Source organism: Sphingomonas sp. J344, assembly GCF_024700005.1.
Lineage (GTDB): Bacteria > Pseudomonadota > Alphaproteobacteria > Sphingomonadales > Sphingomonadaceae > Sphingomonas.
This window is the reverse complement of the sequence record NZ_JAJONB010000002.1, coordinates 93178-106338: the sequence shown is the minus strand read 5'-3', so window position 1 is coordinate 106338 and position 13161 is coordinate 93178. Positions and strand designations below refer to the sequence as shown.

Below are 13161 nucleotides of genomic sequence, written 5' to 3'. Positions count from 1 at the left end.
AGTGCGCCGACGTGCGCTAGACTGCGGCGCGTGACCTTTGCCGATTTCCTCGCACCGCTACCCGAAGGCGATTTTCTCGACCGCCATTGGGACCTCCGTCCGGTTCACATTCCGGCGACCGAGGCACGGCGCATTGCGCCGCCGATCGGGTGGAGCGATCTCAACGCCCTGCTTGCCCAGCGCGCGCCGTGGACGCCCGACCGCTTCAAGCTGATGCTCAACGGGCGCGCGGTCGATCCTGCGCACTATCTCGCCGAGGCTCCGGGCAAGGCACCCGCCGGGGATCCGGCGCGGATCGAACATCTGCTGGCGATGGGGGCCAGCCTCGTCCTCGATCATCTTGAGGATCTGCTCCCCCCAGTACGCGCGCTGGCCGATCTGCTCGCCGATCGCTTCGCCGCGCTGGTGGGTGCCAATTGTTACGTCTCGTTTCAGGGCGTTCAGGCGTTCGCCTCGCACTACGACACGCATGAGGTGTTCGCGATCCAGTGTGCCGGGGAAAAGCGCTGGCGCATCTATGCCCATCGCGCCGACATGCCGCTCGATCCGCCACAGGGCGACGACGCACAGGCGTGGATTGACGCCGCGAAGGGGCCGGTGCTGATGGACGTCACCACCCGCCCGGGCGATCTGCTCTATATTCCGCGCGGTTTCTTCCACGACGCGATTGCCACCGATACCCAGTCGCTCCACCTGACCTTTGGCGTCGCGCCGTTTTCGGGGCGGCTGTTGCTTGAACTTATCCAGCAGACCGCGCTCGCCGACCCGGCCTTTCGCGCCTGGCTCCCCGACGCGCGCGGCGAGGACGGCGATGCCCTCAACGCTCATCTGACCGACCTCGGCGCGCGTCTTGCGAGCCTTGCCAGGTCGCCCGCGCTGCGCGACTCGATCCGGCTGCGACAGCGCAAACTGGCGACCCCGGCGCATCCCGTCGCGCTCCCCGCCCGCCCGGCACTCGATTTCTACGCGCGCACCGGTCTTCCCGCACAGGTCAGCAGGGATGAATCGGGAAGCTGGCTCGCCACGAACGGTACGCGCGCGCCGCTCGGTCTGCTGGCCGACGCGGCCGAATGGATGCTCGCCCGGCCCGCCTTTTCCGCGCAGGAAGTGCGCGCCCAGTTCCCGCATCATCCTGTGGCCGAACTGGATGCACTGGTCGCCCGGATCGTGCGCGATCGACTCGCCGAACCCTATCGCCCGCGTGTCTGATCGCGATCTGCGTTCACCGGGGTGACGCGGCGCTTCTCTCCCGCTATGCGCGCGACCATGACTCAGATCACGCCCGAAATCGTCGCCGAGCACGGCCTGTCGCCCGAGGAATATGAACGCGTCCTGCACGCCATGGGGCGGGAGCCGAACCTGACCGAACTCGGCATCTTTTCGGTGATGTGGTCGGAGCATTGCAGTTACAAGTCGAGCCGCATCCATTTGAAGAAGCTGCCGACGACTGCCCCCTGGGTGATCTGTGGCCCCGGCGAGAATGCCGGCGTGATTGATATCGGCGACGGGCAGGCGGCGATCTTCAAGATGGAGAGCCACAACCACCCGAGCTACATCGAACCCTATCAGGGCGCGGCGACCGGCGTGGGCGGAATTTTACGCGACGTGTTCACCATGGGCGCGCGCCCGATCGCCAACATGAACGCGCTGCGCTTCGGTCGCCCCGATCATCCAAAGATGAAGCACCTGATCGCGGGCGTGGTCCACGGCATCGGCGGCTATGGCAATTGCGTCGGCGTGCCCACCGTCGGCGGCGAGGTCAATTTCCACAAGGCCTATGACGGCAATATCCTGGTCAACGCAATGACCGTCGGCGTCGCGCAGACCGACAAGATCTTTTATTCGGCCGCTTCCGGCGTCGGCAATCCGATTGTCTATGTCGGTTCGAAAACCGGGCGTGACGGCATTCATGGCGCGACCATGGCGAGCGCCGATTTCGGCGAAGATGCCGACGCCAAGCGCCCGACCGTTCAGGTCGGCGACCCCTTCACCGAGAAGCTGCTGATCGAAGCCTGCCTCGAACTCATGGCGTCCGACGCAATCGTCGCGATCCAGGACATGGGCGCGGCGGGCCTCACCTCGTCCAGTGTCGAAATGGCGTCGAAGGGCGGCGTCGGCATTGAACTCATCATGGACGACGTGCCCCAGCGCGAAACGGGCATGACCCCCTATGAAATGATGCTGTCGGAGAGCCAGGAGCGGATGCTCATGGTGCTCAAGCCCGGCCGTGAGGCGTTCGCCGAAGCCATCTTCCACAAATGGGAGCTGGACTTCGCCGTCATCGGTCACGTTACTGATACGGGCCGCATGGTGCTGAAGTGGAAGGGCGACACCGTCGCCGACATCCCGCTCGCCCCACTTGCCGACGACGCGCCGCTCTACGATCGTCCGCATGTCCCCACGCCCAAGCCCGCCGACCTCGCCGACGAGCCGGAAAGCACCGACATCGCTGCCGATCTCGTCAAGCTGATGGGCTCGCCCGACATCGCATCGCGCCGCTGGATCTGGGAACAATATGACCACATGGTCGGCGCCGACACCGTCCAGCGCCCCGGCGGCGATGCTGCGGTCGTCCGCGTTCACGGCACCGACAAGGCGCTGGCGATCACCACCGACTGCACTCCGCGCTACTGCTTCGCCGACCCGGTCGAGGGCGGGAAGCAAGCGGTCGCCGAGGCATGGCGCAACCTGACCAGCGTCGGCGCGACCCCGCTGGCGATCACCAACTGCCTCAACTTCGCCAACCCGCAGCGGCCCGAGATCATGGGCCAGATCGTCGGCTGCCTCGAGGGCATGGGCGATGCCTGCCGCGCGCTCGACTTCCCGATCGTGTCGGGCAATGTCAGCCTCTATAACGAGTCGAAGGCGACCGGTGGCGGATCGGCGATCCTCCCCACCCCCGCGATCGGCGGCGTCGGCATCCTCGCCGACTGGGCGAAGTCGATGACGATCGGGTTCAAGGCGACCGGCGATGCGATCATCGCGGTGGGCGAGCGGATGGGCCATCTCGGCCAGTCGATCTGGCTGCGCGAAATCCATGGCCGCGAGGAAGGCCCGCCCCCGCCGGTGGACCTGAAGGCCGAAAAGCGCACCGGCGACTTCGTCCGCGACATGATCGGGCGCGGTCTGGTCAATGCCGTGCATGACGTGTCCGACGGCGGCGTCGCGGTGACGCTCGCCGAAATGGCGCTCGCCAGCGGCATCGGCGCGACGATCGACCAGGCCCAGCCCTTCGGCATCGCAGGCAGCTTCTTCGGCGAGGATCAGGGCCTCTACATCGTCACCGTGCCCGACGAGGCGCTGACCGAATTCCTCACCGCCGCCGCCGAAGCCGATGTCCCCGCCGACCCGATGGGCCGCACGATCAAGGACCGGCTGATCTTCGAACTCGACGAAGGCGACTGGTGCGTAACGATCGATACGCTGCGCGACGCGCATGAAGGCTTCTTCCCCGCGCTGATGGGGCCGGACGCGGCACTGGCGTGACAGCCATCGCATTCCCACGATGGTCGTAATCTGCCACCTTCGGTTCGACTCGCCGCAATGCACCCAATCCGCGCCTCGTGCGTAGGCAGGGACAGGTTGCAACGATTAGACCCGCAGGAGGGGCCATGACCGCCGGCTATTCGACCACCCCGCTCGCCGACAAGTTGGGCTTCAAGCCCGGGATGCGGCTGTTCATCGCTGACATGCCCGCCAGCGTGCGGGCAGAAGCGCGGGTCGATGACCTCGGCCTCGAAGTCCTCGCGGCGCCCTGCACCGGGATCGACGCGGCGCATGTGTTCGTCACGGACCGCGCGACGCTCGATCGCGAGCTCAGGGCGCTGCGCCAGTTGATCGCGCCGAGCGGCTTCATCTGGGTATCCTGGCCCAAAAAGGCGGCGAACCTCGATACCGACATCGTCGAAGACACGATCCGCGAGATCGCCCTGCCCCTTGGACTTGTCGATGTGAAGGTCTGCGCGGTGGACGAGACCTGGTCCGGCCTCAAGCTGATGATCCGCAAGGAGTTGCGCGGCGCGTGTTGAGGCTGGCGCGCCGCAACAAGGCGGTGTATTCCTCGGCTAACACGGGGGAGACGATCGATGGCCACGACTATGGCGGGTGACCGTCATCTGACGCTCGACGCCGTTCGCGGGGTCGCGGTGCTCGGCATCCTTCTGCTCAACATCATCGCCTTTTCGATGCCGATGCCGGCCTATTTCAATCCGGCGGCCTATGGTGGCGCGGAAGGCGCAGACCTCGCCGTCTGGTTCGGCAATTTCGTGCTCTTCGACGGCAAGATGCGCGGGCTGTTCTCCTTCCTGTTCGGTGCCTCCTCCCTGCTGGTGATCGAACGCGCGACTGCGAAGGGCGAGAACGCCGCGAAGGTCCACTATTCGCGCATGACCTGGCTGCTCGTCTTCGGCCTGCTCCACCTCTGGCTGGTCTGGTGGGGCGACATTCTCAACAATTACGCGCTAATGGGCATGGTCGCCTTCCTGTTCCGCAACTCGCGGATCAAGACCCTGCTGATCGTCGGCTGTATCCTGCTGGTAGTCCAGTTCATCGTCTCTGCCTTCATTCCGATGATCGCGGCGATCGCCCAGGCGACGCCCGACAATCCGGAAATGCGCGAAGCCCTTGTCGGCATTGAACGCGGCTTTGGCCGACCATCGTCGGACTGGCTGACGGGCCAGGTCGCGATCCACCGGGGCGATTGGTGGGGCATCACGGTCGAGCGGTTCAAGGAAGTCGCCTGGGGACCGTTGCTGGGTGTCATCCAATATGGCTGGGAAACGCTCGCTTACATGCTGTTCGGTATGGCCGCGTTCCGCAACGGGATGCTGACCGGACAGTGGGAACGTCGCCGATATGTTCGCTGGGTCGCGATCGGCTTCGGCATTGGCGTCCCGTTCTACAGCGCGCTCGCCGTCTGGATGATACGCTCGGACTATGGCGTGGTTCAGGTGACAGCCTCGACGATGGTTCTGACCATCCCCGTCCGTCCGCTGATGATCATGGGCTGGGCGAGCCTGATCGTCCTGCTGATGCGCCCTGGGGGAGCGCTGACTGATCGGCTGGCGGCAGCGGGGAGGATGGCGTTCACCAACTATCTGGTGACCAGCCTGATTTGCACCACGATCTTCTACGGCTACGGCCTTGGCTGGTATGGCGAATTGTCGCGGGCAGAGGTCTATCTGGTGGTGTTCGCGGTTTGGGCGCTGATCCTGCTCTGGTCGAAGCCCTGGCTTGAGCATTTTGCCTACGGCCCGCTCGAATGGCTGTGGCGCAGCCTGTCGCGCGGGCGCCCTCAGGCGATGGCGGGTGGGGTACTGATCAAGGGTTGAGGATCGCGGTCGCGTCTGCAAGCGGACGGATGCGAACTGGTTTGCTCTGCTCGTCCAGCTTGGGAAGCGGCCGGCCATCGGGAAGGAAGCTACGCTCGATCAAGGTCCCATCGGGCTGCTCAAAGGCGATCGAGCAGACCTCCATCTGGCGCATCCGTTCGGCCATCAGTCGCACGAACATCACCGCAAAGCGCATTTCCTCGCTCAAGGGTGCGTCGCCAGGTTTCAGAATGGTCAGCGTTTCCCACCCTCTTCCGCAACGTGCGTTTCCGCGGCGCACGAGCTTTGCGCTGGCGCGCATCCAGACACCGTCGCCCAGTTCCGATATGGTTTGCCAGTGGACGTCGCCGGACATCGGCTGCCCCGGCAGGTCGAGCACAGGTTCAAGCCCCGGCGGATTCGGGAGCGTCCCCTCTCCATAGTGATCGACTGAACGATCACCCGCCATGTCGCTGATCGTCGCCGTCCGATTGATACCCTCCGGATGGGCCGCCATCCGTGCGACGAGATCGACGCCCTGGACTTCCCAGTTCGGTCCGGCTTGTTCGCCAGGCGCCAACAGTTCGGCCATAGCCCCGTTGACGATGCGAACCACCTCGTCCGGTGGAGTCAGATCGGCGGTCGGGGTCCGCGGCTTGTCTGCGGCAACTGCCGGGACCTGGGTGAGAATCAGGGCGAACGGGAGGAAAGGGCGCATACTGCATAGTTCCACGTTGCAAACCGGCGGCCAATCAGCATTTTCGCGAATGCCTCGCAATAGGCTTGCAGATCACTCTCAATCGCCTTAGCTAGAGCGAGAGAGTGAGAGGGTCTGATGGTCGTCTGCGTCTGTAACGCCATTCGTGAGAAGGATGTCCGCGCTGCGGCGCGTGACGGAGCGATCAGCGCGTGTCAGGCATATCGTGCGCTCGGTCGTCAGCCGAAATGCGGTCAGTGCGTGCCGTTCGCGCGAGCCATTATCGACGCCGAACGCGCTGCTGCGTAGCGTTCGCACCTCCGCAAACCCGCAGAAATCCGCCATTTTTTGACTGTCTGAAGCGCCCAAGTCGCGCTATACTCGCGTGCGAAAGAGATTGGTTCAGCTCCGCTGGAACAAACGAAAACGCGAAAGGTGCGACATGAAGGGCGATCCCAAGGTCATCGACTATCTGAACGAGGTGCTCAAGGGCGAGCTGACCGCGATCAATCAGTATTGGCTTCACTATCGTCTGTTCGATCACTGGGGCGTCAAGAAGCTCGCCGAGTTCGAGCGCCACGAGTCGATCGACGAGATGAAACATGCCGACATGCTGGCGGAACGCATCCTGTTCCTCGACGGCCTGCCCAATTTCCAGCTGCTCGGTCGGCTGCGCATCGGCGAGACGGTCGAAGAGGCGCTCAAGGCGGATCTCGAGCTGGAATATGAGGCGGTGGCGGTGCTCAAGGACGCGATCGAGCATTGCGAGAAGGTCCGCGACTATGGCAGCCGCGACCTGTTCCAGCGCATCCTCGACAGCGAGGAAGAGCATGTCGACACGCTCGAAACCCAGTTCGAGATGCTCGAGCGGATGGGGATCCAGAACTACATCCAGCTCAATTCCAAGGCGGAAGAGGCGGAGTAACGGGTCGGGGTCCTACGCCCCCGGGCGACGTCCGAACATCGGGCGTCGTTCGACCAGCGGGTTCGCTTCCCGCTCCAGCAACGTCAGCGTCGCCTGGAACAACGGGCGCAACTCGACAACATGCTTCAGCGCCTCGCTCGGCTCATAGCGATTCTCGACGCACTGGCGGGCGATCTCTTCGATCGCGGCGGCGCATTCGGCCAGCGGTTCGGCGCCGAACTGGTGCGATTCCCCCTTCAGCGTGTGTGCGGGCAGCACCATCGCGGCGGCATTGTTCGACCGCATCGCGTCCTCGATCAGTCCGACCGACTTGACGCCATCCTCCTGAAAATAGCCGAGGATTCGGACGAAATTCGCGCCAAGCTGCGTCCGGGCATGCGCGAACGCGGTCCAGTCCACCAGCCGGTCTCCATCGAGGGTCGCCAAATCAACCTCCAGCACACGCATTACGTCCGGATCACAAATATGGGTAAGCTGGTAAACGTCCGGTTGACGGGAAACCGTTTTCCTAACGGGCAACCGGATAGACCATCGACCCGCAAACCCTCGCCTTTTCAGCCACCGGAACACGCGTGGACGCGGCCGCCTGCAGCGAGGTCACGGATATCCACAGGCCGTCAGCGCGGCTTGGCACCCTCACTCGCGATCGAACGGGTTTTTCGACGGACGCATCGTCAGCCGCACCGGCACTGCGCCGAAATCGAACTCCTTGCGCATGCTGTTGACCAGATAGCGCTCATAGCTTTTGGGCAACAGGTCGACCCGCGTACCGAACAGGATGAAGCTGGGAGGGCGCGTCTTGGCCTGGGTGACGTATCGCGGCTTGATTCGCTTGCCGCCCGGCGCGGGCGGCGGGTTTGCCTCGATCGCGCGCTCGAACCAGCGGTTGAGCTGTCCCGTGGTGATTCGTCGCGACCACGCTTCGCGCGTTTCGAACGCGACGCGAATCAGCGTGTCGAGACCCTTTCCGGTCGCCCCGGACACCGTCAGCAACGGCACGCCCTTCACCTGCGCCAGCCCCTCGTCCAGCGCGCCTTTTACGCCGTTGAACAGGCTCGACTGGTTTTCCGCCACGTCCCATTTGTTGAGCGCGATTACGAGCGCGCGGCCCTCCTGAAGCACCTTGTCGGCGATCTTGAGATCCTGGACCTCCAGCCCCTTGGTCGCGTCGAGCAGCAGCACCACGACTTCGGCGAAATCCACCGCGCGCAATGCATCGGCGACCGACAGCTTTTCCAGCTTCTCCTGAACCTTGGCGCGTTTGCGCATCCCTGCCGTGTCGATCAGCCGGATCGGCCGATCATTGCCTTCATCATCGGTCCACAGCCACTCGATCGCGATCGAGTCGCGGGTAATCCCCGCCTCAGGCCCGGTAATCAGCCGTTCCTGACCCAGGATCTTGTTGATGAGGGTCGATTTACCGGCGTTCGGGCGCCCGACCACGGCCAGCTTGAGCGGCGCGTCGGGAGAATCATCCTCCTCTTCCTCGAACGCATCTTCCTCGCGGTCGATATAGGGCTGAAGCGCCTCGAAAAGGTCGGCGATCCCTTCGCCATGCTCGGCGGAGAATGGAACCGGGTCGCCCAGCCCCAGCGCCATCGCTTCATGGATGCCCGGCTCGGCGGCACGCCCCTCAGCCTTGTTGGCAAGCAGGACGATCGGCGCGCCGGAACTGCGCAGCCAGCGCGCGACCTCGGCATCGAGCGGGGTCACCCCCGCACGAGCGTCGATCATGAACAGCGCGACATCCGATTCGCGCACCGCCGCCTCGGTCTGCGCGCGCATCCGCCCGGGCAGGCTGGCGGCGTCCTCATCCTCGAATCCCGCGGTGTCGATGATCCGGAACTTGCAACCCAGCAGGTCGCCGTCCCCTTCGCGCCGGTCGCGGGTGACGCCGGGCTGATCGTCGACCAGCGCAAGGCGCTTGCCGACGAGCCGGTTGAACAGGGTCGATTTGCCGACATTGGGCCGGCCGATGATCGCTACGGTAGGAAGACGCATCCGCGCCTCCTACCGCAACTGCCACCTCAGCGATAGGCGGTGATCTCGCCCTTGTCGCTCAGGACATACATCATGTTGTTCGCGACGACCGGCGCAAGGCTGATCGTGTCGCCCAGCTCGATCATGGGACCGACGCTGCCATCTGCTGGCGACGCGGACACAAGCTCACCGCGCGTGTTGGCGAGCCACAGACGGTCGCCGGCCAGAATCGGACCGACCCAGTTGATCGGCCCCTTCTTGTCCTTCTCGTCACGCCACGCGCGCATCTGGCTGATCCAGCGGATCTTGCCGCTGCCGCGCGCGATGCAGACGAGGCGCGCATCGTCGGTCATCACGAAGATCCACTCGCCCGCGACCCACGGGGTCGAGATGCCGGCAAAATTCTGCTCCCAGATGCGCTGGCCCGAATTCAGTTCGACCGCCGCCATGCGCTCGCCCTGCCCGACGGCATAGACGCGGCCCTGGTCGATCACCGGCTCGGCATCGATATCGACCAGGCTGGAGACCGATGTCGAGATGGTCGAGCGCGAAAGCGTGTCGCTCCACAGCGCACGCCCATTTTCGTAGCGATAGGCGTTGAGTTCGCCCGACGAGAAGCCAGCGACGATCGTCCCCTGCGCCGCGGCGGGTGCCGCCACGCCGAACACGCCCTGCGTTTCCGGAGTACCCGACTGGGTCCACACCACCGCACCATCCGTCTGTGCCAGCGCGAACAGCTGATTGTCCTGCGACACGACATAGGCGTTGCCAAGGAACAGCGTCGGTGCGCCGCGCAGCGGGCCGCCCGGCTTCTTGCGCCACACTTCGGTGCCCGCCGCCACGTCGATCGCGACGACATCGCCCAGCCCGTTGGTGGCGAAGGCGCGCCCGCCCTCGACGCTTACCCCGCCGCCGAACGCCGCATTGCGATTTTCCTTGTCCGACGAGGTCGCGAGCGACCAGAGCTTGCCGCCGGTGGCCGCGTCGAACGCATGGACGACCGCATCGGTATCGACGACGAACAGCTTGCCGTCCGAAACGACCGGCGCGGCGGCAAGCCGCACACGGCCCGTTGTTCCGGCGATCCTCGCCGACCAGACCCGCACCGGTGCCTGGCCGAACGCGAGATGGCCCATCGCCTTCGCCGCATTGCCACCCGGCTGGGTCCATCCCGGATTGACCGTCGCCATCGGAAGGACAACCTGCACATCGGCGATCGTCTTGTCGGCGGTGATGCCGGATTCACCCGCCAGGATGGGAACGCGCTGACCCAGCACCGGGGTCTTGTTGCCGCCCCCCTTGAAGATGCCGCACGCGCTCAGCGCGACCAGCGCCGTCAGCGCGACCGAAGTACGAACCGCCTTCATCATTGTGCTTTCTTGTCCTCACCCTCGTCGACGATCGCGTCGACACCCAGTACGCCGGCCATCTGAACCGCGCGTTGACGGATCGACCGCGGAACGCTCTCGTCCTTGGCGATCGCGCCATAAAGCTTGCCTGCTTCCGCGCGCTTGCCCTGCCGCAGATAGGCGCCGGCGAGCATCTCGCCCGCGCTGCCGTACCACGGGCTGTCCTTGACCGCGAGGCCGCTCAGCCGGGCGACGACCGCGTCGGGCTTCATCGTGTCATATTCGATCATCGTCTGACGGATCAGCGCGAGATCGCGAAACTCCTGCGGCACGTCGGTATCCGCCGCGATCGCCCCCATCAGCGCCGCCGCACCTTTGAGGTCGTTCTTCTGCAGCAGCAGCGTCGCCTGGGTGAAGCGTGCGCTCGCGCTGAAGCCAGGCGTGCCGGAATCGGCCAATTCCTTCAGCGACCCTTCGGCCAGCTGCGGCTTGTTCTCGCCCAGCGCCTTGAACGCCGCAGCGAACTTGTCGCCCTCGACCGCGCGCTGCCCCTCGCTGTGGCTCTGCCAATACAGGAAGCCGCCAAATGCTAGCAGCGCGCCGACGATCGCGGCGATGATCCAGCGGCCGTAATTCTGCCAGATGTGCAACGCCTGGTCCTTGCGGAGCTCTTCGTCGACCTCACGCAGAAAGGCATCGTTGCTTTGCGGGCTCAGCGCCAAGGGGAACTCCATCGGGAAAATCGGGGGGTGTGGCGCGGACCTTAGCCGCGCCGGACGGGAAACGAAAGCGCCTCAATCCTTGGGCTTATAGACCTGCTCATCACCGGGAAAACTGCGGTCGCGTACTGCCGATGCGTAGCTCTCGACCGCGGCGGAAATGCGGCCCGCCATATCGTCGAACTTCTTGACGAAGCGCGGGGTGCGCTCGAACAGGCCCAGCATATCTTCAGTCACCAGCACCTGCCCGTCGCACTGCACCGACGCGCCGATACCGATCACCGGACAGGGCACCGCTGCGACAATCTCGTTCGCCAGCGTCTCGACGACGCCCTCGGCTACCAGCGCAAACGCTCCCGCCTCTGCCACGGCTTTCGCGTCGCCGATGATCTTGGCGTATTCGGCATTGCCGCGACCGCGCGCGCCATAGCCACCCAGCGCGTTTACCGCCTGGGGTGTCAGGCCGATATGGCCCATCACCGGAATGCCCCGCGCAGTGAGGAACGCGACGGTCTCGGCCATCGCCTGACCGCCCTCCAGCTTCACCGCCGCAGCCCCGGTTTCCGCCATGATCCGCGCCGCCGATTCGAACGCCTGTTGCGGGCTCGCCTCATAGCTACCGAACGGCATGTCGATCACCACGACCGAATGATAGCTGCCCCGCACCACCGCCGCGCCATGCGCGCACATCATGTCCAGCGTCACCGACAGCGTCGACGGCAGGCCATAGATGACCTGTCCCAGGCTGTCGCCGACCAACAGCACGTCGCAATGCGGGTCGAGCAGCTGCGCCATCCGCGCGGTGTAGGCGGTCAGCATCACCACGGGTTCCTTCCCCTTGCGCGCCTGAATCGCGGGGACCGTCAGCCGTTTCATCGGCGCCGGGGTCGGCGTCGCGCGGCTGGTGGAGGTGTCGATGGTGAAGGTCGTGGACATGGTTGGCGCTCTAGCGGGGCCAGCGCGAGCGCGCTAGCGACCTCATTCGACATGTCAGTTCTCATTGACTAGATGTTCGTTATATATACCATTGAGTCGAATATTTCTTACATGGGAGGGGCGCATGGCGTTTAGAGAGAAGATCGCATGGGTGTCGTTCCTGAGCACGGTGCTGATCTGGGGTGCGTTCTTCATCATCCTCGCCCTGACGCCGCACGCGGTGCGCGGGCTCGCGATGCTCGGCCCGTTCATCGTCGCGACCGTGGCACAGGCGGCGGTGATGATCGCCGCAGCCACGATCTGGGCAATCAGTGCCCCGAAAGAGGCCAATGCCCCCGCCGACGAGCGCGACCGCGCGGTCGGCCGCCGTGCGACGGGATTTGCCTATTTCACCCTGATCCTTGGCGTGGTCGCAGTGATCGTCTGGCTGCACTTCGGCCTGCACGGGCCGGACACGATCTTCGCGCTCGCGGGTGCCTTCATCCTCGCCGAAGCGATCCGGTTTGGCGCAACCCTGCTCGGATACCGCCGAGGCTGGCATGGCTAGTCCGCCAATTGCCAATCAGATCCGAACGCTGCGCTTCATGGCAGGGGAGATGACCCAGGCCGATCTGGGCGACCGGGTCGGCGTCACCCGCCAGACGATCGCGGCGATCGAGCAGGGCAAATATTCCCCCACGCTCGAAACCGCGTTCCGCATCGCCCGCGTCTTCGACAAGCCGCTCGAGGACGTGTTCCAGTGGGAGGGGAGTGATCCCCCCTCCCGACCGGGTTCAGCGCAACAGCCCCTTGCCCTTCGCCATATTGGCGAACCACAGCTGGAACAGCTGCACTGCGATGATGAAAGCGGGGAAATAGGTCGTCCACACGCCCTTCACCGCGATGATGTCGGTGGCGAGGAACATCCAGCCAAACTGGATCACTACCGCGACCACCGATACCGCCGACAGGATCACGGCCAGTTGCCGCCGCATCAGCAGCGCGATCGCACCGAACAGCCCGCCAAGCACGGCGACGAAATAGACGATGTTCAGCCACATTGGCAGCGATGCGTAGAGCTGCCGGTCATAGTCGGTCGCGTTCGGATCGAAATCCGGCCCCAGCACGAAGTGCATGTAAAGCGACGCGCAGCCCATCAGGCCCCACAGGATCAGCAGCACCGCGCCGACAATGAACCAGGCCGGCGCCTTTGACGTGCCTTCGGTCATCTCACCCTCCCCTAAATGCTTCGATGGGGAAAGATGAT

14 protein-coding genes and 1 pseudogene are annotated in these 13161 nt (G+C 64.7%); 8 read left to right on the top strand and 7 right to left on the bottom strand.

Features of this window, described 5'->3' with window-relative positions:
• Positions 1-30: 30 nt before the first annotated feature.
• From LRS12_RS16570 to LRS12_RS16555, 4 genes are all read left to right on the top strand, one after another.
• The gene (locus LRS12_RS16570) at positions 31-1209 is read left to right on the top strand and encodes a cupin domain-containing protein (protein WP_257845636.1); all 1179 of its coding nucleotides are present in this window, start codon (positions 31-33) and stop codon (positions 1207-1209) included.
• A 57-nt stretch (positions 1210-1266) separates the two neighbouring features.
• The gene (purL, locus tag LRS12_RS16565; protein ID WP_257845635.1) at positions 1267-3486 is read left to right on the top strand and encodes a phosphoribosylformylglycinamidine synthase subunit PurL; all 2220 of its coding nucleotides are present in this window, start codon (positions 1267-1269) and stop codon (positions 3484-3486) included.
• Positions 3487-3611: 125 nt separating this feature from the next.
• Positions 3612-4028: a DUF3052 domain-containing protein gene (locus LRS12_RS16560; RefSeq protein WP_257845634.1), complete on the top strand. Its 417-nt coding sequence runs from the start codon at positions 3612-3614 to the stop codon at positions 4026-4028.
• Positions 4029-4085: 57 nt separating this feature from the next.
• Entirely contained in the window at positions 4086-5330 is a 1245-nt protein-coding gene (locus tag LRS12_RS16555; RefSeq protein ID WP_257845633.1) for a DUF418 domain-containing protein, read from the top strand.
• Here the strand turns inward: LRS12_RS16555 and LRS12_RS16550 are convergent.
• On the bottom strand, positions 5320-5925 hold the full coding sequence (locus tag LRS12_RS16550) for a hypothetical protein (protein ID WP_257845632.1): 606 nt from the start codon (positions 5923-5925) through the stop codon (positions 5320-5322). The two genes, LRS12_RS16555 and LRS12_RS16550, sit on opposite strands and share 11 nt — an antisense overlap.
• 219 nt (positions 5926-6144) lie before the next feature.
• Here LRS12_RS16550 and LRS12_RS16545 point away from each other — a divergent pair, with 219 nt between their 5' ends.
• Both LRS12_RS16545 and bfr read left to right on the top strand, forming a co-directional pair.
• The gene (locus LRS12_RS16545) at positions 6145-6315 is read left to right on the top strand and encodes a bacterioferritin-associated ferredoxin (protein ID WP_224919999.1); all 171 of its coding nucleotides are present in this window, start codon (positions 6145-6147) and stop codon (positions 6313-6315) included.
• A 133-nt stretch (positions 6316-6448) separates the two neighbouring features.
• Positions 6449-6931 carry a bacterioferritin gene (gene bfr, locus LRS12_RS16540; RefSeq protein ID WP_257845631.1) on the top strand — a complete coding sequence of 161 codons (483 nt, stop codon included), beginning with the start codon at positions 6449-6451 and terminating at the stop codon, positions 6929-6931.
• Between the two features lie 12 nt (positions 6932-6943).
• Here the strand turns inward: bfr and LRS12_RS16535 are convergent, their stop codons facing one another.
• The 5 genes from LRS12_RS16535 to panB all read right to left on the bottom strand — a co-directional run bounded on the left by LRS12_RS16535 (position 6944) and on the right by panB (position 11915).
• A complete protein-coding gene (locus tag LRS12_RS16535; protein WP_257845630.1) occupies positions 6944-7357 on the bottom strand; it encodes an Hpt domain-containing protein in 414 nt (137 codons plus the stop codon).
• Positions 7358-7567: 210 nt separating this feature from the next.
• The gene (der, locus tag LRS12_RS16530; RefSeq protein WP_257845629.1) at positions 7568-8932 is read right to left on the bottom strand and encodes a ribosome biogenesis GTPase Der; all 1365 of its coding nucleotides are present in this window, start codon (positions 8930-8932) and stop codon (positions 7568-7570) included.
• A 26-nt stretch (positions 8933-8958) separates the two neighbouring features.
• Positions 8959-10281 carry a PQQ-like beta-propeller repeat protein gene (locus tag LRS12_RS16525; RefSeq protein WP_257845628.1) on the bottom strand — a complete coding sequence of 441 codons (1323 nt, stop codon included), beginning with the start codon at positions 10279-10281 and terminating at the stop codon, positions 8959-8961.
• Positions 10278-10982 carry a tetratricopeptide repeat protein gene (locus tag LRS12_RS16520; protein WP_257845627.1) on the bottom strand — a complete coding sequence of 235 codons (705 nt, stop codon included), beginning with the start codon at positions 10980-10982 and terminating at the stop codon, positions 10278-10280. The genes LRS12_RS16525 and LRS12_RS16520 overlap by 4 nt, the downstream gene beginning before the upstream one ends.
• Before the next feature lie 72 nt (positions 10983-11054).
• Entirely contained in the window at positions 11055-11915 is an 861-nt protein-coding gene (gene panB / locus LRS12_RS16515; protein ID WP_257845626.1) for a 3-methyl-2-oxobutanoate hydroxymethyltransferase, read from the bottom strand.
• Between the two features lie 124 nt (positions 11916-12039).
• Here panB and LRS12_RS16510 point away from each other — a divergent pair, with 124 nt between their 5' ends.
• Positions 12040-12462, top strand: a complete 423-nt coding sequence (locus LRS12_RS16510) for a hypothetical protein (protein WP_257845625.1) — start codon at positions 12040-12042, stop codon at positions 12460-12462.
• Positions 12455-12586, top strand: a pseudogene (locus tag LRS12_RS20115) (helix-turn-helix transcriptional regulator); the annotation flags it as partial. The gene LRS12_RS16510 and the pseudogene LRS12_RS20115, both read left to right, overlap by 8 nt.
• Positions 12587-12688: 102 nt before the next feature.
• Here the strand turns inward: LRS12_RS20115 and LRS12_RS16500 are convergent.
• On the bottom strand, positions 12689-13123 hold the full coding sequence (locus LRS12_RS16500) for a hypothetical protein (protein WP_257846206.1): 435 nt from the start codon (positions 13121-13123) through the stop codon (positions 12689-12691).
• Positions 13124-13161: the final 38 nt, after the last annotated feature.